The sequence below is a fragment of the Herpetosiphonaceae bacterium genome (assembly GCA_036374795.1).
In the GTDB taxonomy this organism is placed as follows: Bacteria; Chloroflexota; Chloroflexia; order Chloroflexales; family Kallotenuaceae; genus LB3-1.
Genome location: DASUTC010000136.1, coordinates 1 through 22,632, shown reverse-complemented (window position 1 = coordinate 22,632; position 22,632 = coordinate 1). Strand labels below are relative to the sequence as shown.

The window sequence follows — 22,632 nt, the reverse complement described above, 5'->3', positions numbered from 1 at the left end:
GCTGGAAGGCGGCGCGGAGCGCGGCCTCATCGAGGGGACCGCGCAGGCGCACGGCCAGCGGGATGGTGTAGGCCGCCGTGTCGGGTTCGAGCTGATCCAGCAGCCACATCTGCTGCTGCGCGTACGAGAGCGGCACGAGATCGGAGTGGGCCGCGCCCGCCGCGTCCGGCACGATCGGGTCGTCGCTGCGCTCGGCCTCGTCGATCTGCGCGGCCAGTCCGGCGACGGTTGGATGTTCAAAGAGTGCCCGCAGCGGCAGATCCACCCCGACGCGCTCATGGAGCCGGGCAATAAGCTGCGCTGCCAGCAGCGAGTCGCCGCCCAACTCGAAGAAATGATCGTCGACGCCGACGCGCTCGAGGCCCAGCACTTCCGCCCAGACTTCGGCAACGCGCTCCTCGGCGGGCGTGCGCGGCGCGACGAACGAGGCTCCTGGCGTTTGCTCGGCGCTGCGCTCGTCGAGCACGCTCCTGGCAAGGATCGCCAGCGTATCGTCGAGCACGCTGCTGCGGCAGGCGTGGCGCTGAATCTTGCCGCTGGAGGTTTTGGGAATACTGCCGGGCTTGATCAGGACAACGCCATAGACCTGCACATCGTGCTGCTCGGCGACGGCACGGCGGATCGCGGCGATGACCAGGCTTAGATCGGTCTTGCGGTGCTGGCGCTCGACCTCTTGCACGACGAACAGGTGCTCCTCGCCGTCAATCTCCACGGCGAAGGCAGCGCCCGCGGACGGACGCAGCGCCGGATGACTCTGTTCGACAGTTAGCTCGATGTCTTGCGGATAGTGGTTGCGGCCCCGAATGATCAGCATGTCTTTGAGCCGCCCGGTGATGAACAGCTCACCGTTTTGAACGATGCCCAGGTCGCCCGTGCGCAGGTACGGGCCGTCGTCTGTGTCGGCGAGCCGCGCCTTGAAGGTCTGGAGAGTTGCCTCGTCGCGCCGCCAGTAGCCCTGCGCCACGCTCGGCCCCGCCACCCAGATCTCGCCGATCTCGTCAGGCTGGCAGCGCGTCCGCCGCTGCGGATCGACGATCACGATCCGCTGATCGCCAAGCACCTGCCCACAGCCGACCAGCGCGCGTGTCTGCGCCGGTGTCTCGGCGGCCTCGACCGCGCGGTGCTGCGTCAGGGCCTCGGCGTCGAACGTGCGGATGATCGGCGGAGCGGTCCTGGTGCCGCCCGACACGATCAGCGTCGCCTCGGCCAGGCCATAGCACGGATAGAACGCCTCGCGCCGGAAGCCGTGGGGGGCAAACGTGGCCGCGAAGCGATCGAGCGTCTCGGCGCGCACGGGCTCGGCTCCCGAAAAGGCAACCTCCCACGTGCTGAGGTCGAGGGCGGCACATTGATCGGGCGTGATCTTGCGCGCGCAGAGATCGTAGGCAAAATTCGGCCCGCCGCTGGAGGTCGCGCCGTAGCGCGTGATCGCCTCCAGCCAGCGCAATGGACGCTGCAAAAACGCGACCGGCGACATGAGCGTGATCGGGAAGCCAGCGTACAGCCCTTGCAGAATACCGCCGATCAGGCCCATGTCATGATAGGGCGGCAGCCAGATCACGCCCCGGCTGGCAGGCGTGTGGCCGAAGGCATCGCGGATCAACTGCTGATTGTGGAGCAGATTGGTATGCGTGAGCATCACGCCCTTGGGCGCTGAGGTTGAGCCGGAGGTGTACTGCAAAAACGCCAGCGCCGCGCCGTTGAGCTGCGGCGTGTCGCACTCCGGCGCTGCGGTGGGCAGGTCGTCGGTCGCCAGCCAATGAAGCTGCCGCAGCTCAGGAGCCTGGGCAAGCCAGCGGTCCATCCCCGCTAGCATCTGCCGCGTCGTCAGCGCCAGCGTCGCCTGTGCGTCGGCGACGATCGTCGTCAGGCGCGAGGTGCGCCAGTTGAGCTGCGGCGGATACGCCGGAACCGCGACGATCCCGGCGTACAGGCAGCCAAAGAACGCCGCGATGTACTCCAGGCCGGGCGTGTACAGCAGCACCGCCCGCGCGCCGGGCACGGCATGTTCGCGCAGCAGCCCCCCGATCGCACGCGCGCGGGTGTCAAGCTCGGCGTACGTCAGGCTCAGGCTATTCGTCTCGCCATCCAGCAGAAAAGTATAGGCCTCGTGGTCTGGCTGGAACTGCGCCCGAAACCGTAGCAGGTCAACCAGATTCTCGACGTCAGATGTCGGTGTGGAGTGGCTCATGGGCATGAGAACCTATCGCGGTAAGACTGAGGTCGGTGGTTTGGGTGTCACTCGCGGCGTAGGCTCAAGCGCGATGATGCGCCAGCGGCGCGTGCTGCTTGAGCAGAACGCAAGATCCGAAGCTCCAAACTCTGTGCCAGGAAGATCAGCGGTGGCGCACCAGGCGCTCTGATGCAGGCAATCAAGATCGGCTGCGACGGTAGCTTCGTCGTGGCTATTATACCAAGTTTTAACAATGCGCGTTGAGTTCTGGATTTTGAGTTGTGGCCCTCACGCCCCGCCCTGCCGAACCCGCGCGGGTCCCGTTCCCGCTCGGCTTTCAGGATAGGCGAGGCGGAGGAGCGAAGCATGGGGGAGCGCCCCGCACACCCCCGGCCTGACGGCACTACTCGGCTGCAACGGGCGTCGCTCTGCGGCTGCCCTCCCAGGCGCGCGGCCATCCCGGCAGCATCGCGCTCAAGAGCGTGGCGAGCAGCGAAAGGTAGAAGGTAACGCGATACGTCGTCTCGAAGCCCGCGATCAGTTCGGTGCAGAGACGTGCATCGGCCTGGGTCGTCGGCGCGGCGACGTGCGCGCCTGCCGCGCCTGTGTCCGATGCCGCCCGCTGATCAGCCGCAGCGCCGCCCGGCACCGTCTCGCACAAGCCCACGCGCGGCCCCGCGCTGATGCTGCGCGATTGCTCCTGGCTCTGGCGCAGGAACGCCCGCGCATCGGCTGAGAGCGAGCCAGCAAGGATCGATGCCAGCGCCGCCACGCCAATCGCGATCATCACCTGACGTGTCGCGTTGACCAACGACGAGCCGCGCGCGAGCTGCTCCGCAGGCACAACCGAGAGCGCGGTGACAATCGTGGTCTGGATCGTGAAGCCGAGCGCGATACCGCGCAGGATCATCAGCAGCACGAGCCAGCTCAGCGGCGTATCCGCCTGGATCTGCGCCAACTGCCAGGTATTGATCATCAGCACGCCGAAGCCGATCACGAGCACCAGCCGTGGACCGAACAGATCGTTCAGCCGCCCCGCCAGCGGAGCTGTGATGCCAGCCGCCAGCGCCAGCGGCAGCAGCACGCTGCCGGTTTCAAGCCCGCTGCTGCCGCGCAGGGCTTGCAGGTAGATCGGCAGCAGAAATTCGGGGCCGAAGAGCGCGATCACGCTGACGTAGCCGACGAGGCTGGCGATCAGAAAGGTGCGTTGACCGAAGAGTCGCACGTTCAACAATGGCTCGGCGGCGACATACAGCTCGATATAGGCAAACACGGCCAGGGCCGCCACGCCCAGGCCGAACCAGATCAGCACCGAGGTCAATGGCTCGGTGCGCGCAATCGCTGCGGCGTAGAGGATCGCGCCGCAGCCCAGCGCCGAGGTCGCCAGCCCTGGGAGGTCGAAGGCTGGCCTGTGGGCGGGCCGCGACTCGTGCAGCAGCCGAGCCGCCAGCGCCAACCCGACCGCGCCGATCGGCAGGTTGATGAAGAAGATCCAGCGCCATAGCTCCTGATCGACCAGCCAGCCGCCGAGCAGCGGGCCGACAGCGGGCGCGACGACCAGCGCAACGCCAAAGAGGCCCAGCGCCAGACCGCGCTCCTCCGGCGGGAACGCGCCCACCAGCAGCGCCGTGCCGAGCGGCAGCATACAGCCTGCGCCGCAGCCTTGCAGCGCTCGCGCCGCGATCAGCAGCGGGAGGCTGGGCGCGAGGCCGCACAGCAGCGAGCCGAGAATAAAGATCAGCAGCCCCAGGCTGTACATGCGCTTGATTCCGAAGCGATCGGCGAGAAAGCCTGCGGCTGGCGTGCTGATGCCCAGCATCAGCGTGTAGATACTCAGCACCCACTGCGCCTGGCTCAGGTCGGCTCCAAACTCCTGGCGAAGGGTCTGAAACGCGACGTTGACCACGGTTGTGTCGAGCAGTGGCATGCAGAGGCCAAAGATGACGGTGATGAGCACTTTCCATTTTTGAGGCAGACCTGCCTGCCTGCTGTGGGGGAGCCGGGTGTCTGAGTGTGGCATGATCGGTCGCTCCTCGTGCAGAATGAAGGGATATGTTCGGGAACCAGCGTTTCGAGTTCCAGGTTCACAGTTCGGCGTTTCACGCTCCAAGTTTCAAGTTCCAAGGTTTCCTTGTGTCCTTTATCCACGAAATGCGCCGAGCCGCTGCTCCGGCTGCGCGGCGATCTGTTCCAGCAGTGCCTTGAACCGCTCAAGCATCCAATCGATCGTCGCGGCCTCGAAATCGCGCTCATAGAACGAGATGAGCAATCTCAGCTCCGCGCCCGACCAAATATCGACACGGATCGGAAATTCCGTTTGAGCCAGGCTATAGTCCTTGAGCGCGAGCGGATGGCTGAGATCAAGCGATGCTCCTGCCTCGCGCACGGAGCTATCGACTGGATAATTATCGAAGACCAGGACGCTCTCGAATAATCGCTGGTCCTGAGGCACCTCGCTCCATGCCTGAATCCTCGGCAGCGCGGCGTACTCGTAGGCGCGCATCTCGACCTGCTGCGCCTGCATCGCTTTCAGCCAGGGCAGAAGCTCGGCCCCGGCAGAGACGTGCGCGCGTACGGGCAGCGTGTTGATGAACAGCCCGACCATCGCTTCGATGTCGGCCAAGGTTGCCGGACGACCAGAGAAGGTAACGCCGAAGACGATGTCCTCGGTCCCGCTGCATTGGCTGAGCAGCAGCGCCCACGCGCCCTGCACCACGATGTTCAAGGTGAGCTGGTGGCTGCGGGCGAGCGCGTGCAGCGCCGCAGTAGTCGCCGCCGATACACTGATGCCTTGCTTACGATAGGCATGCCCGTCGCCGGCGAGAGCGCCAGCGTCGCGCTTCGGCAGCGGCGTGGGCGTCGGGAACGACCTGAGCATCTGTCGCCAGAACGTTTCGGCTGCGGCCTGATCCTGGCGCTCCAGCCACGCGATATAATCGCGGTACGGCCTGGCAGGGCTGGCCGATGGCGTGCGACCGGCGCACAGGTCGATGTAGGCGCTCAGCACTTCTTTGCGCACCAGCGACTCCGACCAGCCATCGAGGATCGCGTAGTGATTGAGCATCGCGAACTGATACACGTCGTCGGAGAGCCTGATCAGCGCCAGACGCAGCAGCGGCCCTGCCGCCAGATCGAAGCCACGCGCCCGCTCGGCCTCGAAGAATCGCTCCATCTGCGTCTCCTGCTCGGCTACCGACATGCCGCGCCAGTCGTAGTGTTCGAGCGCGATCGGCTGTGGAGCGTGGGCCACCTGTCGTGGCTGTTCGAGATCCTGCCACACAAACGTGGTGCGCAGCATCGCGTGGCGCTCGACGATATGCTGCCAGGCTTGCTCCAGCGCGGCAAGGTTCAAGTTCTTCGGCAGCGGAAAGCTGCGCTGCACCACATACAGGCCCGGCTGTGGATGATGCAGGCTATGGAAGAGCATGTTCTCCTGCATCGGTCCGAGCGCGTAGCCGTCCGCGACCGAGCGCTCGTCGCGCTGCACGGGGCTGGCCTGCTCTCCCATCACTGCGCTCGTTGGTGATTCGTCGGCGGATGTGCCCCGCGCTGCGTCTACCGCTGCGGCTAGCTCAGCGATCGTTTGATGCTGGAAGCATTGCTTGGGCGTGAGCGCGATGCCGCGCTGACTGGCGCGGGCAATCACCTGAATGCTGCGGATCGAGTCGCCGCCGAGCGTGAAGAAGTTCTCGTGGACGCCGACGCGCTCCAGCCCCAGCAGCTCGGCCCAAATATCGGCCAATGTCTGCTGCGTCGCCGTCTGTGGCGCGGCATAGGCCGCCTGCGTCTCCGCGAGCACCTGCGACGGCGCGGGCAGTTCGCGGCGATTGACCTTGCCGTTGGGCGTCAGCGGCAGGGCGTCCAGCACCACGAGCGCGCTCGGCACCATATGCTCCGGCAACTGCGTTTGCAGGAAGGCGCGAAGATCCGAGGGCAGCATTGCGCGCTCTGAGTTCTCTGGGTGTTCGTTTGTTCCATTGCTCTCCTGTTCTCCGTTTGTTCGTTGTGCGCCCAGAGGATGCCCGTTCTGTTGTTCTACCACGTAGGCTACTAGGCGTTTCTGCCCGCCCTCGTCGCGCGCCACGACGACCGCCTCGCGCACGGCAGGATGCTGCCGCAGCGCCGCCTCGATCTCGCCCAGCTCGATCCGCAGGCCGCGAATCTTGACCTGATAGTCGATGCGTCCCAGCAGCTCAAGCTGGCCGTCGGCCCGATAGCGCGCCCGGTCGCCGGTCTTGTAGAGCCGCGCGCCCGGCGCGCCCTGAGGGCACCCTTCGTACGGGCTGGGAATGAACTTCTCGGCGGTCAGATCGGGACGGCCCTGGTAGCCCCAGGCCAGGCCGATCCCGCCCAGGTGCAGCTCGCCGGGTACGCCGATCGGCACGAGCCGCTGGTGGCGATCCAGCACATACGCCCGCTGATTCGTCATCGGCTGGCCGTAGGGAATACTCTTCCAGCGCGGATCGGTCCGCTCAACCGCGTAGATCGTCGAGTCCATCGAGGCTTCGGTCGCGCCGCCGAGGCTGATCACCTGCATCGTCGGCACGAGCGCCCGGAGCCGATCCGGCAGCGATACCGGAATCCAGTCGCCGCCGAGCAGCACCAGCCGCAGCGCGCGCGGATGGAGATCCGGCTGATGATGGACATACTCAGCCAGCACATCGAGCAGCGCCGGGACAGAGTGCCAGATCGTGACCTGCTGCTGGACCAGCAGCGCGGCCCAGTGCGCCGGATCGCGCTCCAAGGCCGCCTCCGGCAGCACGATCGTCGCGCCCGCCGCCAGCGTGCCGAACACGTCGTACGCGCACATGTCAAAGCTCAGCGACGAGAGCGCCAGCAGCCGATCGCCCGGCCCGACCGCGAATCGGGTGTTGAAGTCGTGAAAGTTATTGACGCGACCCCGGTGGTCGAGCAGCACGCCCTTGGGCCTGCCAGTCGATCCCGATGTGTAGATCACGTAGACCAGATCGGCGGGCGAGACAGCGCAGGCGGGATTCGTGCCAGGCGCGCGCTCGATCACGGGCCAGTCGGCATCCAGACAGAGGACCTGAACATGATCCGTCGGCAGGCGGGTGCCCTCCGAGCGGAGGAGGTGCTGCTGGGTCAGCAGGACCGTGACGCGGCCATCCTCAAGCATGAACTGAAGCCGCTCCTGAGGATAGGCGGGATCGAGCGGCAGGTAGGCGCCGCCCGCCTTGAGAATGCCCATCAGCCCGAGGACCATCTCCAGCGAGCGCTCGACGCAGATGGCGACGGCGACATTCGGGCCGACGCCGCGCGCTTGCAGCGTATGCGCGACCTGATTGGCGCGGCGATTCAGCTCGGCATAGGTGAGGTGCTGCTCGCCTTGGAGCGCGGCGATAGCGTCGGGCGTGCGCACGACCTGCTCCTCGAACAGCGTGTGCAGACAGGTGCGGTCGGGGAACGGGCGGCGCGTAGCATTCCACGCGCCGACAAGCTCCTGCTGCTCGTCGGGGGCCAGGAGCGGCAGCGCTGACACGCGCCGCCCAGGATCGGCGACGATCCCCGCGAGCAGCACCGCGAAGTGCCGCGCCATGCGCTCGATCGTCGCGGCCTCGAAGAGATCGGTGCTGTATTCGAGCGTTGCGGCCAGGAGCTGCTCGGTTTCGTTGATCGAGAGCGTCAGATCGAACTTCGACGTTTCGCTCTCGACCGAGGACAGATCGAAGGTCAGATTCGATTGTGTCAGCGATTGGAGCGGCAGGTTTTGGAGCACGAACACCACCTGCACCAGCGGGTTGTGGCTCAGGTCGCGCGAGGGCTGGAGCTGCTCGACCAGCATCTCGAACGGCACATCCTGGTGCGCGTGTGCGTCGAGTGTCATCTGCCTGACGCGGGCCAGCAGCTCGCGGAAGCTGGGATCGCCGCGCAGATCGGCGCGCAGCACAAGATGATTGGCAAAAAAGCCGATCAGGTGCTCGGTTTCGACCTGCGTCCGTCCGGCGATCGGCGAGCCGACGACGATGTCATCCAGATCCGTATAGCGATGGAGCAATGTCTGAAACGCCGCCAGCAGCGTCATGAACAGCGTGGCACCTTCGCGCTGAGCCAGCGCGCGCACGCTGGCCGTCAGCTCCGGCCCGATCTCGAAGGCATAGTGCGCGCCGCGAAAGGTCTGGATCGGCGGGCGAGGGTGATCGGCGGGCAGCTCCAGCAGCGGCGGCACATCGGCGAGCTGCCGCCGCCAGTAGCTAAGCTGCTGATCCAGCACCTCACCCTGCAACCACTGGCGCTGCCAGGCCGCGAAGTCGGCGTATTGCACCGGCAGCTCCGGCAGCAGCCCCGACGCCTCCACGGGCGCTCCCTGCGTGAAAGCCGCATACAGCGTCGTCAGCTCGCGCATGAACACGCCGAACGACCAGCCATCCGAGACGATATGGTGCATCATCAGCAGCAAGGTATGCTGCTGCGCGTCAAGCCGCACGACCGTCACGCGCATCAGCGGGCCGTGCTGAAGATCGAACGGGCGATTGGCCTCCGCGACCGCCAGCCGCTGCACCTCGGCCTCGCGCTCCGCGGGCGCAAGCGCCCGCAGATCGACCGTCGCCAGCGGGAAGGGCGCAGGCGGGTTGATCACCTGCACCGGCTGCCCATCGACGAGCGCAAAAGTCGTGCGCACGACCTCATGCCGCCGCATAATCGCGTCGAGCGCCTGCTGGAGCGCCAGGAGATCGAGCGGGCCGCTCAGCCGAATCGCCAGCAGCGGCTCGTTGTAGAACGGATTGCCCGGCTCAAGCTGATCCAAAAACCAGAGCCGCTGCTGCGAGAACGAGAGCGGAAACATGTTGGTTTCCCGCGACTGTGGCCGGATCGGCGGGCGGGAATCGGCTCTGGTTTCCTGGTTCAATCTATGCAAACGTCGCCGGAACAATTCCTGTTGCTCCGGCGATAGATCGGCCAGCAGCTTCGCGAGATCACTCATGGGCTTCTCCCTTATCGATGAACGGTTGTTCAGCCTCAAGCATCGCCTGCACGTCGTCCGGCGAAAGCTGCCGGATCTCGGCTAGAAGCTGTTCCAGCCTGGCGCGATCGGTCTGCTCGACCTGCTTTTCGACGATCAGCCGCGCAGCCTGGGCGACCGTCGGGGCGGTAAACAGGCTTTGCAGCGGCAGCTCGATGTTGAAGGTCTGGCGAATGCGCGACATCACCTGCGTTGCCAGCAGCGAGTGGCCGCCGAGGTCAAAAAAGCTGTCGTGAATGCCGACCTGCTCAAGGCCCAGGACCTGCTGCCAGATCGCCGCGAGCTGCTGCTCGATCTCAGTGCCGGGCGCAACGTAGCTCTCGCGGATCTGGGGCCGTGGATGGAGCACCGTCGCGTCCTGTTGATCTGTGCTGTCGGCGCTCCGGGCTCCCACGTCGTGTTTGATCCAGACGTTCAGCCGCGCCGCGAGATCGCCCGTGGAGACGACGACCTGCCCGTCGGGCGCGGTGGTCACGACATGATCGAAGGCCGCGCGTGCCTCGGCGGGCGTCATGCTGTACTGATCGATGCTGCTGTGTGCGACAGTGCTCTCGGCCTCGGTTTCCCGCTGCGGCCAGCCGTCCCAGTTGGCGCTGATCCAGGCCGTGGCGCTGGTTTTGTTGCGATTGGTCGCAAACGCATCCATGAAGACGTTCGCGGCGGCATAGGCCGCAAAGCCGAGGCCGCCCAGCACGGCGGCATTTGAGGAAACGAGCAGGCAAAAATCTAACTCCTGGTCGCGGAGCAGCCGGTCGAGCACGTACAGGCCGTGCGCTTTGGGCCGAAACTGCATCTCCGACTCGGCGCGTCCGACCGCGCTGATCGGGCTAAGGATCGAAGGGCCGGTTGTCACGCCCGCCGCATGGATCACACCATGCAGCGCACCAAATCGCTCGTAGACGCGGGCGATGGCATCGCGCATCTGCGCATGTTCCGCGACATCCGCGCCGACGACGAGTACCTCCGCGCCCTGCTGCTCAAGCGCCAGCACATCGCGCAGCTTGCGGCTGACCGGATCGCTGGGCTCGTGCTCAGACAGCCAGCGCTCCCACTCGGCGCGCGGCGGCAGCGCGGTGCGTCCAACCAGCGCGAGGCGCGCGTGGACCGTCTGCGTCAGATGTTCGGCCAGCAGCAGCCCGACGCGGCCAAGGCCGCCGGTGATCAGATAGACGCCGCGCTCGCGCAGCGGCCTGACAGCGCCGTTCGTCTGGTCCAGGCGGATCGGCTCGTAGGTCTGGACCCAGCGCTGCCTGCCACGGTAGGCGACCACGAGATCCGGCGCGGGTACAGCGCACTCGGCGATCAGGTGATCGATCAGCGCCGCCATCTGACGACCGCCGCGCTGTGGTAGCACAACGTCGATACACTGGCAGGCGATGCTTGGATACTCCTGCGGGATGACTTTACACGCTCCCAGGAGCGGCGTCTTGGGCGTGCAGATCGCTTCGTCGCCGGTCACGTCGTGCAATCCGCTGGTGAGGACGGCCAGCCTGATTGGCGCTCCGTCCTGCAACGGCTGCGCCAGCCCTGCGGCTTCGAGCGCCTGCGTGAGGAATAAAAGACTGTAGTAGCCGCGATCCTGGGCGCTGGCGAAGGCTGCCTGATCATCTGTCGGCTGCGCGTCTGCTTCTCCGCTGACGCTCCAGCAGTGCATGATCGCCTGCGGCGCGCGATCCACCGACCGCAGTGTGTGGAGCAGCGCCGTATAGTCTTCGGGCCGACGCGGATCGATTGTGTAGCCGTCGTCGCCGGGCGCGAAACCGGCTCCGCCGCGCACCACGATCACCTGCTGGCCGGTCTGCGCCAGCCGCCCCGCGATCCGGTCGCCGAAGCCCGCGCTGTCGGCGAAGATGAGCCACTGCGATGGCTGCCTGTTCTCGCCCACATTGGACAATTCCGGCGCTTGTGTTCGCTGCCACCACGGGCTATACAACCAGTTGGCAATCTTCGACGTTTTGCCCGACGCGCTGCGCGGCTGGATTCCGGCGCGCGTGTCGTCGCGGGGCTCGATCCAGTAGCGCTGGCGCTCGAAGGGATAGGTTGGCAGCGGCACGCGCCGCCGCCGCTCCGCATACAGCGCGGCCCAATCCACCGCGACACCCGCCAGCCACAGCCTGCCCAGCGCCGCCAGCATCGTCGCGCGATCGGCCTGCTGATCCTGCGGGTGGCGCAGCGACGTCAGGATGATGCGCTGATCCGCCGGTGCGCACTGCTGCCGCGCCAGGGTGCTGAGCGTGCGGCCCGGCCCGACTTCCAGCAGCGCCCAGTCGTGGTGGCGCATCAGCTCGGCGATGCCGTCGGCGAAGCGCACGGTCTGCCGAAGCTGCGCGACCCAATACTCTGGATCGGTCGCCTCCGCAGCGGTGATCCAGGTGCCGCTCACATTCGAGATAAACGGGATGGTCGGCGGCTGCAACGCGACCTGCCGCACCTGTGAGCGGAACGCATCCAGCATCGGATCGATCAGCGGTGAGTGAAACGCATGCGATGTGTGCAGCCGCCGCGTTGCTACGCCGCGCTCGTCCAGCCGTTGTTCGACGGCAGCCACAGCCTCGAAAGAGCCGGAGAGGACGCACAGCGCGGGGCCGTTGACCGCCGCCAGCGCGAGATCGGAGCCGAGCAGTGGGGCGAGGTCGCGCTCCGGCAGCGGCACGCTCAGCATCGTGCCGGAGGGCAGCGCTTGCATCAAGCGCCCGCGCGCGGCGACCAGCGCGGCTGCGGATTCCAGCGTCAGGACACCCGCCAGACAGGCTGCGACGTACTCGCCGATGCTATGGCCGATCAGCGCATGAGGCCGCACGCCCCAGGCGATCCAGAGCTGCGCCAGGGCATACTCGACCGCGAAGAGCGCTGGTTGTGTCAGCTCCGTCTGGTCGATCGCGCCTGGATCGGCGGTCGTGGTCGACGGATAGATCGCGTCGCGGAGGTCGCAGGTCCCCTCTGGGTGGAGATGTGGCCGGAAGAGTTCGGCGCAGCGGTCGAGCCACGAGCGAAAGACCGGCTCGTCCTGGTACAGCTCGCGGGCCATCTCGGCATACTGCGCGCCCTGCCCCGGAAACAAAAACACGACGGGCCGCTCGTAGGGCGCGGCTGCTCCCGTCATTACCCGCTGTGGCCTGTCGGTCGTCAGGGCTGCCAGCGCGTCGGCGTGGTCGCGGCAGACGAGCGCGCGGCGGTAGCTGAACGCCTGGCGTCCAAGCTGTAGCGTGTAGGCGACATCGGCGAGCGGTATGTTGGGATGCTGCCGAAGATACTGCGCGAGGTTGTCGGTAGCCTGCTCCAGCGCGGTTTCAGTTTTGGCGGAGAGCGCCAGCAGATGCCACGGACGCGACGTTGAATCTGCCGCGATCGGCGGCGCTTCTTCGACGATCACGTGAGCGTTGGTGCCGCCGATGCCAAACGAGCTAACTCCGGCACGGCGCGGCGTGCCGCCGGGCTGCCACTCGGCGAGCGCGGTGTTGACGTACAGCGGCCCGGCGGCAAAGTCAATCTGTGGATTGGGCTGCTGAAAGTGCAGGCTGGGCGGGATCTGGCGGTGCTTGAGCATCAGCGCGGCTTTGATCAGCCCCGCGACACCGGCGGCGGCGTCTAGGTGCCCGATGTTGGTTTTGACCGAGCCGATCGCGATCGAGCCGCGCGGCTGCGTCCCGCCAAAGACCTGATTCAGCGCGGCGATCTCGATCGGGTCGCCCAGCGGCGTGCCCGTACCGTGCGCCTCGATGTAGCTAATCGTGCCGGGCGCGACTCCCGCCGCCGCGAGTGCATCGGCGATCACCTGGGCCTGGCCGTCCACGCTGGGCGCGGTATAGCCCACCTTGGCCGCGCCATCGTTGTTGATCGCGGAGCCACGAATCACCGCGTGAACCGTATCGCCGTCAGCCAGCGCGTCGGCCAGGCGCTTGAGCACCACCACGCCGACGCCGCTGCCGCTCACGGTGCCCTGCGCCGCAGCGTCGAAGGCGCGACAGTGGCCGTCGGGAGAGTTCACGCCGCCCGCCTCATACAGGTAGCCCCGGCGATGCGATGGATTGACGGCAACGCCTCCGGCCAGCGCTATCGCGCACTCGCCGATCAGCAGGCTGCGGCATGCCAGGTGGACCGCGACCAACGAGGTCGAGCACGAGGTTTGCACGTTGAGGCTCGGCCCCTTGAGGTTGAGCTTGTATGAGACACGGGTGGCGACATGATCTTTCTCATTGCCGAGTCCGGTCTGGAACACGCCCACCTCGCCAAGCAGCGCCCGGTTGGAGTAGAGGTTGAGCAGGTAGCTGTTGAGGCCAGCGCCCGCGAACACGCCAATCCGCCCAGCGTAGGAGTGTGAGCTGTAGCCCGCGTGCTCCAGCGATTCCCAGGCGCATTCCAGAAACAGGCGATGCTGCGGCTCCATCATCTCCGCCTCACGTGGCGTGTAGCCGAAAAACGCCGCCGCGAAATACTCGATCTGGTCCAGCGCGCCGCCCGCTTTGACGTAGTTGGGCTGCTCGATCAGCGACGGATCGACGCCTGCCGCCAGCAGCTCATCGTCGCTAAAGAAGCTGATCGACTCAGTGCCGTCGCGCAGGTTGCGCCAGAAGGCATCGATGCTCTCGGCCCCTGGAAAGCGACCGCTCATGCCGATGATCGCAATCGCGGAGGTGTCCGGGCCGGATGCCGGGCCGTGCTGCGCGCCCCGCTCCACGGCGCGCTTCGGATCGGGCGGCGGCGCGCTCAGCGCCGCCGCAAGCGCGCTGACCGTGGGATAGCGGAATAAGTCGACCATCGAGATCTCGCGGTTGAGCGCTGCGCGGAGCTTGCCCTGCACCTGGAGCATACGCAGCGAGTGACCGCCCAGGTCAAAGAAGTTGTCGTGCGCGCCGATCTGCTCGACATGCAGCACGGCCTGCCACACGGCGGCGATCGTCTGCTCAAGCTCCGTGCGCGGCGCTGCGTGCGGCGCGGCTCCGGATGGGCGCAGCTCCTCCGGCGCGGGCAGCGCTCTGCGGTCGATCTTGCCGTTGGGCAGCAGCGGCAGCGCGTCGAGCACCACAAATGCCGACGGGATCATGTAATCGGGCAATTGATCCTTCAGGTGCGCGCGGAACGCAGGGGGCAGGCCCTCACCCCGGGCCGGGTGTCCTTTGGGCATGGCGCCCGTTCTTTGTTCTACAACGTACGCTACCAGCCGCTTCTCGCCGGGCGCATCTTCCCGCGCGAGCACGATCGCGTCATGCACCGCTGGATGCTGGCGTAGCGCGGCCTCGATCTCGCCCAGCTCGATCCTGAAGCCGCGCAGCTTGACCTGCTGATCGACGCGGCCAAGAAATTCGAGCGTGCCGTCGGCCCGATAGCGCGCGAGATCGCCCGTGCGGTAGAGCCGCGCGCCCGGCGTCTCGCCGAATGGATGCGGCACGAACTTTTCCGCCGTCAGGTCGGGCCGCGCGTGGTAGCCCCAGCCAAGACCATCGCCGCCGAGGTAGATCTCACCGGGCACACCCAGCGGCACGGGCTGCCGCCAGCGATCCAGCAGATAGACCTGCTGGTTGGCCGTGGGCCGTCCGATCGGCACCGTGCCAGCCGCAGCGCTCGCCGCAACGCAGCTCGTCGGATAGGCTGTCGCCTCGATCGTTGTCTCGGTCGGGCCGTAGGCGTTCACAAAGGCCATGTCGCGGCCCAGGAGCCTGACCCACGATTGCAATGCGCTGCGCGCGACGCGGTCGCCGCCGAGATGCAGCAGCCGCACCGTCGAGAGACGCGCGGCATCGTCGGCTGTGAGTTGCTCGGCCCATGGCTGCCAGAAGGCCGTCGGCAGATGCAACATCGTGATCGCATGGCGCGCACAGTCCTGCGCGAGGCGGCTGCCCAGCAGCTCAGGCGCAGCGTCGGGTATCACCAGGGTCGCGCCGCTGACGAGTGGCGGCAGCAGCTCCTCAAGCGATGCGTCGAAGCTCACGGAGATAAACTGGAGCACACGCTCACCGAGCGCGAGCTGCCAGCGCGCAGCCAGATCGAGCGTATGATTGACGATCGCACGCTGCGGAATCATCGCGCCCTTGGGCTGCCCCGTCGAGCCGGAGGTGTAGATCAGGTAGGCTAGATCGTCGGCGGATACTCCGATGGTCGGTCTGGTGGCGGGAGCCTGCGCGATGCGCTCCCAGTCGGCATCCAGGCAGACGATGCCGACGCCGCGCCGATCGTCGGCGAGCTGCGGCAGGTGTGGCAGGAGTCGGCGCTGCGTGAGCAGCACCGCAATGTCGGCATCGGCAGCCATGAAGCGCAGCCGCGCGGCGGGATAGGTCGGATCGAGCGGCACGTACGCGGCCCCGGCCTTGAAAATGCCGAGCAGCCCGACGATCAGATCGAGCGAGCGCTGGACACACAGGCCCACGCGCGTGCCGGTCTTAACTCCGAGCGCGCGCAGATGACGCGCGAGCTGGTTGGAGCGGCTATCCAGCGCGGCATAGCTGAGCTGCTGATCGTCGTAGATCGCCGCGATGGCGTCGGGCATGCGCGCGACCTGCGCCTCGAATAGATCGTGCATGCAGGCGTCGCGCGGGTAATCCGCATCGGTGGCGTTCCAGCTCACCAGCAATTGCCGCCGCTCGGCTGCCGACAGGATTGTCAGATCGTCCAGCCGCCGGTCGGGCTGCTCCGTGATGCTCTCAAGCACCGTTTGCAGGTGTCCCAGCAGCCGCTCGATCGCCGTGGCCTCGAAGCGACCGCAATCGTAGGCGCAGCGCAGGACCAGGCGCGGGCCAGGCTCGGCGATCAGCGCCAGCGGAAGGTTCGTCCACTGCGTCGCGCGCACATCGCGCACGGTAACGCTGCTGTCGGGCCTGTCCGTCGCCGCGTCGAGCGGATAGTTCTCGAAGACGACGATGCTCTCGAACAGCGGCAGGCCGTGCGGCACGTCGCTCCAGTTGCGGATCTCGAACAAGGGGCTGTACTCATACCGGCGCATCTCGGCCTGCTGCGCTTGCAGCGCTTGCAGCCAGGGCAGGAATCGCTCCCCAGACGCTACCCTGACCCGCACCGGCAGCGTGTTGATGAACAGCCCGATCATCTCCTCGACGCCTGGGAGAGCGGCTGGACGACCGGAAACCGTCGTGCCAAAGACGACCTCATCCTCGCCGCTGTAGCGGCTGAGCAGCAGTGCCCAGACTCCTTGCAGCAGCGTGTTGAGCGTCATGTGCTGCCGCCGCGCCAGCGCTTGAAGCGCCTCGGTGATCGCCGCCGATACGCTGACAGCCTGCTCGGCCTGCGCGCCGATCGCATCGCCGCCCGGTCGCGCGAACGGCAGCGGCGTGGGCGCGGTAAAGCCGCTCAGCCTATGTCGCCAGAACGTCTCGGCCTGCGCCAGGTCTTGCCGCTGGAGCCAGGCGATATATTCGCGGAACGGTCGCGGCTGCGGCAGGGCAGGCTCCTGACCACGCACGAACGCATCGTAGAAGGTCAGGACCTCGTTGAAGACCAGCGGCAGCGACCAGCCATCCAGCAGGATATGGTGATGCGTCCAGACGAATCGATAGCTGTCGTCGCCGATCTGGAAGAGATTCAGCCGCATCAGCGGCGCTTTCGAGAGCTTGAAGCCACGCACCCGCTCGGCCTCAAGGAACGCCGCGAGCTGTCGCTCGCGCTCAGGCTCGGACATAGCGCGCCAGTCATGCCGCTCGACCCGCACGTTGACCTGTCGGCCAACGACTTGCAGCGGCTGCTCAAGCTTCTCCCAGGCAAAGGCCGTGCGCAAGATCGGGTGCCGATCCACCACGCGCTGCCAGGCCCGCTCGAAGGCATCGGCGCTCAATCGCTCCAGCACGCATGCGAGGCGCGAGACGTAGAGGCCAGCCTCCGGCTCGTACAGGCTGTGAAAGAGCATGCCCTGCTGAATTGGCGAGAGCGGGTAGGCACCCTCGATCTGTTTTGAACTCATCCGCCCCTATCCTTCCTCAAACTCAACCTGATCGAGCGCGGTATCGAGATCGTCCTGCGACAGCCCGGCGAACGGGTCGCTCAGATCGTCGGCGGTCTGCGCAGAGTCTTCGACCGTCGTCGTCGCCACCGCCGCCAGCTCTGCGATCGTCTGGTGCTGAAAAAGATCTTGCGGCGTCAGGCGCAGCCCGGCCTGATTCGCTTTCGCGATGATCTGAATGCTGCGGATCGAATCGCCGCCCAGCTCGAAGAAGTTATCATGGATGCCAACCTGATCGAGTCTCAGGATCATCGTCCAGATGTCGGCCAACGTGTGCTCCTCCGGCGTGCGCGGCGCGACAAACAGCGCCTCCAGCTCCGGTCGGGCGGCTTCGGGCGCGGGCAGCCCGTGGCGATCGAGCTTGCCGTTGGGCGTCAGCGGCAGCGCATCGAGGAGCACAAAGCTCGCGGGGAGCATGTAGTCGGGCAATCGATCTTTCAAGTAGGCGCGGAGTTCAGAACTCCACGTTCCACGTTCCACGTTCCACGTTTCAGGTTCCGCGTGCCCAGCGCCTTTGTTCTCTTGTTCTACCACGTAGGCGACGAGCCGCGTGTGTCCGCCATCTGCTCGCGCCAGCACCACGGCCTCGCGCACGTCTGGATGCGCGCTCAGCGCGGCCTCGATCTCGCCCAGCTCGATCCGAAAACCGCGCACCTTGACCTGATGATCGACGCGGCCAAGGAAGATGATCGTGCCGTCGGGCTGGTAGCGCGCCAGATCGCCGGTTTTATATAAGCGCGCTCCTGGGTGGGAGCTGAACGGGTCGGGCACGAACACGGCGGCGGTGCGCAGGGGATCGTCGAGGTAGCCGCGCCCGACGCCCAGGCCGCCGACACAGAGCTGCCCCGGCACGCCGATCGGCACCGGCTCAAGGCGATCGTCTACGATGTAGAGCCGCGTGTTGGCGATCGGACGACCGATCGGTATGTGGATCGCGTCGGCGGGCGGCGGCGCGAGGATCGCGTGGTGCGTGACATCATCCGAGCATTCGGTCGGGCCGTAGGCGTTGAGCAGCGCAATCTGCGGATAGACCTGTAGCCACGCACGGCACACGTCGGGTGGCAGCGCCTCGCCGGTCAGCATCAGCCAGCGCAGCGCAGCCAGGCGCGGAGCACTTCGATCGTCTCGATCCAGCTCGTCGAGCAGCGCCCGCAGCAGCGACGGCACGATTTCAAGGATCGAGATCGTCCCGCGCTCGACCTCCGCCAGCAGCCGCAGCGGGTCGCGCGCGATAACGTCTGGGAAGATATGCACCTGCCCGCCGACGAGCAGCGCCGACAGGAATTGCCAGACCGAAATATCGAAGCTTTGCGAGGCCGTCTGCGCGACACGGTCGGCGGCGGTGAGCCGCAGATCGGCGACTTTCGCCAGGGCGTGGTTGAGCATGCCCCGGTGTTCGACCATCGCTCCTTTCGGCACGCCGGTCGATCCCGACGTATAGATCACGTAGGCCAGATTCCGCGAGGTCGCTCGCGTCGGCAGATTATCAGCCGGATCGTCGTCCTGTGCCAGCTCCTCGATCGTCAGCGCCAGTGGCCGACGCTCCGCCGCGAGTGGCTGGAGCGCCTGGTCGAACGCCTCGGCCAGCGGCGATGTGACGAGCGCCAGGGTGGGGCGGCTCTGGCTCACGATCTGACCAACCCGACCGGCAGGGTAGAGCGGGTCGAGCGGGAGGTACGCGCCGCCCGCCTTGAAGATCGCCAGGATCGCGACCAAAAAGTTGATGCTGCGCTCGGCGTACAGCGCGACCACACAGTCGGGGCCGACGCCGCGCTGAGCCAGGGTGCGCGCCAGCCGGTTGGCGCGCTCGTTCAGCTCGCGGTAGGTCAGGCTGCGCTCCCCGAAGACCACCGCAGTGGCGTCGGGCGTGCGCGCGACCTGCGCCTCGAAGATCTGGTGCAGGCAACCATCAGGCAGCTCGACCTGCGTGGCGTTCCAGGCTGCTACCAGTTGCCGCCGCTCATCGTCGGTCAGAAGCGTCACGTCTGCCAGCCGCTTCCGGGGGTCGGCCACGAGCGCCTGCAACACGTTCTGGTAGTGTCCCACCAGCCGGGCGATCGTGTTGGCCTCGAACAGATCCGTAGCGTACTCGACCATCCCGCTGATGCCGCGCGGCGTTTCCTCGATGAACAGCGTCAGATCGAACTTGGCCGCGCCGCTGTCGATCGGCACCGGCTGAAGCGACAGGCCAGGCAGATCCAGCGCCGGAAGCGGCGCGTTCTGGAGCGCGAACAAAACCTGAAACAGCGGCACGCGGCTCAGGTCGCGCGTGGGCTGAAGCTGATCTACCAGTATCTCGAACGGCAGATCCTGGTGAGCATACGCGCCGAGACAGACCTCGCGCACGCGATCGAGCGCCTCGTCGAAGGGCGGATTGCCGCCGAGGTCGGCGCGCAGCACCAGCGTGTTGACGAAAAAGCCGATCAAGCTCTCAAGCTCGGCGTGCCTGCGATTGGCGATCGGCGTGCCGACCACGATGTCGGTTTGACGGCTGTAGCGCGCGAGCAGCGCTTGGAACGCTGTCAGCAGCGTCATGAAGAGCGTCACGCCTTTGCGCTCGCTCAGCGCCGTGAGCGCCGCGCTCAGGTGTGAGGACAGCGTGAACCTGAAGTTCGCGCCCTTATAGGTTTGCACCGCCGGACGAGGATAATCGGTCGGGAGGTCGAGCGTGGGCAGACCGGCAAGCTGGCGCTTCCAGTACGTCATCTGGCGCTCGAACGTCGCGCTATGTGCGGCCTGCGCATCGTCCCCGGCGAGCCATTGCTGCTGCCAGTGCGCGTAGTCGGCGTACTGCACGGGCAGATCGGGAAGCGGCGCGGGATTGCCGCCGGAGCCTGCTTCGTAGAGCGCGGCCAGCTCGCGGATCAGCACGCCGATCGACCAGCCATCCGAGACGATATGATGCATCGTCAGGAACAGCATATACTCCTGATCGTCCAGGTGCAGCACGCTGGCGCGCAGCAGCGGTGCATGGGCCAGATCGAAAGGCCGCCGCGCCTCGACGGCTGCCTGGCGCAGCGCCTCGGCCTCGCGCTGATCTCTGGGGAGCGTCCGCAGATCGATCAGCGGAACGGGCAGCGCCAGGCTCGGCGCGATGACCTGGCGCGGCTGGCCTTCGACCGTCAGAAACGCCGTGCGCAGCGACTCATGCCGCCCGACGATCGCGTTGAGACTCCGCTCAAGCGCGGCGACATCGAGCGCGCCGCTGAGTCGCACGATCGTTGGAATATTGTAGGCAAAGCTGCCAGGCGTGAGCTGGTCGAGGAACCAGAGGCGCTGCTGCGCAAACGACAGCGGCAGATCGACGTCACGCGGTACGGGCTGGATCGGCGGTACTTCCTTCTGATCGGCAGCTACGCGCGCGGCGGCGATCGATTCGCCCAGGCTGGCGATCGTCGGAGCCTCGAACAGGCTGCGCAGCGGCAATTCTACCTGCAACGTGTCGCGCACCCGGGCGATGACCTGCGTGGCAAGCAGCGAATGTCCACCCAGCGCGAAGAAGTTATCGTGGATGCCGATCCGATCCAGGCTCAGGATACCGCCCCAGATCTCGGCGAGCGCCTGCTCGTCGGCGGTGCGCGGCGCGACAAAGGCCGACTCCAGCTCAGGTCGAGTCCGGTCCGGCGCTGGCAGCGCCTTGCGATCGAGCTTGCCGTTGGCCGTGAGCGGCAGCGCATCGAGCAGCATGAAGGTCGCCGGTACCATGTACTCCGGCAGCCAGGCCTCAAGGAAGCTGCGTAGCTGCGGCGTCAACTGACGCGCAAACGAGCCTTCGAGCGGATCGTTGGCGTACTCCCGCCAGGGCTTGAGCTGCCTCGGCTCGTCGGGCAGCGCGAGGATCGCCGCGCTGCTGCCCGTGGCTCGTCGTCGCCATACGACATCGTACGCGCCGTCGGTGCTGCTCGGCGACCAGCGCAGATCGACGGTGTATCCTAGCTCGTCGCCCAGCGCATACAGCTCTTCGGGATGCCAGCCCGGCACCTGTGACGCCTGCTGCACCGCAGCCCGGAGATCATCTGCGGTCGCCGGGCCTTCGGCTGCCAGCAGCAGCGCGGTGCTCTTCAGCGCGGGACTCAGCCGCGTATTCGGCACCCGGCTAATGCCCAAGCTCTCCGGCACCGTCTCGATCAGCAGGCGCAGCGCCGACAGATCGAGATCCGGCTGCCAGACGTGCCAGGCAACAGGCATCGGCGCTGCGTGCGGCTCGATATGCAGCAGCACGTCGTAGCGGAAGAGCGTCATCTCGTTATCGTGGTGGCCGCGCTTGGGCAAAATCTGGACCGCTCCGATCTGCGGAAGCTGCTGCTTGAGCGCGAAGAAAAAGGCCGGATCGAGCACCAGCTCTTGCTCAAGCAGCACATGCTTCTGCATCTGGTGCCGAAGCTGTGCCCTGGTCGTCGATCCCGGCGCCTGGTGTAGCTCAACCGAGGCGTAGAACGCATCGAGCAGCGGCAGGCTGCGCACGTCGCCCACGAAAATAAAGCCGCCGGAGCGCACAGCGCCAATCGCCCCTTCCAGCACGCGCACCAGATACTCGCTGCTGGGAAAGTACTGTACGACCGAGTTGAGCACCACGGCGTCGAACGTTTGCGCCGGAAGATCCGCGAATTCGTCCGCCGCGCGCTCGAACAGATCGATCGGCGGTAGCGGCTGTGCCAGCCTCGGCAAGTGCTGGCGAATGTAGCTCAGCGCGGTGTTCGAGAAGTCTGTAGCGCAGTAGTAGGCGCAGTGCGGCGCGATCCGAAACAGCAGCAGGCCCATGCCGCAGCCGATCTCAAGCACCCGCTGCGGCTGCCAGTCCAGAATGCGCTCCACGGTTCGGTCGACCCACTCGCGCATCTGGTCGGCTGGGATCGGCAGCCCGGTGTAGCTACTGTTCCAGCCAACGATGTTGAAGGTCGGATCGTCGTCGGGCGCGCGCTGGCGATATGTCTCGTCGAAGACCGTCTCCCACTGCGCAACCTGCGCGACGGTCAACGTTTCGATCTCTGAGTTCTGAGTTTCGAGTTCTCGACTCTCCACTTGTTCGCTTGTGCGCCGGGTGCCCGTTCTTTGTTCTCGTACAACGTACGCTACCAGTCGTTGGTCGGGCTGCGCGCCGGTCTGTGGCGGGTCTTCGCGCAGGAGCACCGCCGCGTCGCGCACGGCGGGATGGCGGCGCAGCGCCGCTGCGATCTCGCCCGGCTCGATGCGATACCCGCGCAGCTTGACCTGCTGATCGACGCGGCCCAGGTAGGCGAGATCGCCATGCGGCAGATAGCGCGCCCGATCGCCGCTGCGGTAGAGCCGCGCGCCCGGCACGCCGCTGAAGGGATCGGGCACGAAGCGCGCGGCGGTAAGTGCCGGATGGCCGGGGTAGCCGCGCGCGACGCCCGCGCCGCCGACATAGAGCTCGCCCGCCACGCCCAGCGGCACCGGCTGCCTGTGGGCATCGAGCAGATACAGCGCCAGATCGGGGAGCGGCGCGCCGATGCGGCTGCCGCCGACCTCGGCGTCGGCGTGCGTGAGCGGGCGGTAGGTGACGTGGACGGT

General features: G+C 66.6%; 5 protein-coding genes. All 5 read right to left on the bottom strand.

The window, feature by feature from the left end:
- Positions 1-2,191: AMP-binding protein (locus tag VFZ66_09495; protein HEX6289412.1), on the bottom strand; the 2,191-nt coding region annotated here is incomplete at its 3' end.
- A gap of 385 nt (positions 2,192-2,576) precedes the next feature.
- Complete coding sequence (locus VFZ66_09490; protein ID HEX6289411.1) at positions 2,577-4,193, bottom strand: DHA2 family efflux MFS transporter permease subunit; 1,617 nt, start codon at positions 4,191-4,193, stop codon at positions 2,577-2,579.
- Positions 4,194-4,313: 120 nt separating this feature from the next.
- On the bottom strand, positions 4,314-9,116 hold the full coding sequence (locus VFZ66_09485) for an amino acid adenylation domain-containing protein (GenBank protein ID HEX6289410.1): 4,803 nt from the start codon (positions 9,114-9,116) through the stop codon (positions 4,314-4,316).
- A complete protein-coding gene (locus VFZ66_09480) occupies positions 9,109-17,061 on the bottom strand; it encodes an amino acid adenylation domain-containing protein (protein ID HEX6289409.1) in 7,953 nt (2,650 codons plus the stop codon). The genes VFZ66_09485 and VFZ66_09480 overlap by 8 nt, the downstream gene beginning before the upstream one ends.
- A gap of 6 nt (positions 17,062-17,067) precedes the next feature.
- The coding region (locus VFZ66_09475) for an amino acid adenylation domain-containing protein (GenBank protein ID HEX6289408.1) at positions 17,068-22,632 on the bottom strand (5,565 nt) is incomplete at its 5' end.

Coding starts and splice junctions, on each gene's coding strand:
- VFZ66_09490 (HEX6289411.1), bottom strand. CDS start 4,193: ATGCCACACTCAGACACCCGGCTCCCCCACAGCAGGCAGGCAGGTCTG.
- VFZ66_09485 (HEX6289410.1), bottom strand. CDS start 9,116: ATGAGTGATCTCGCGAAGCTGCTGGCCGATCTATCGCCGGAGCAACAG.
- VFZ66_09480 (HEX6289409.1), bottom strand. CDS start 17,061: ATGAGTTCAAAACAGATCGAGGGTGCCTACCCGCTCTCGCCAATTCAG.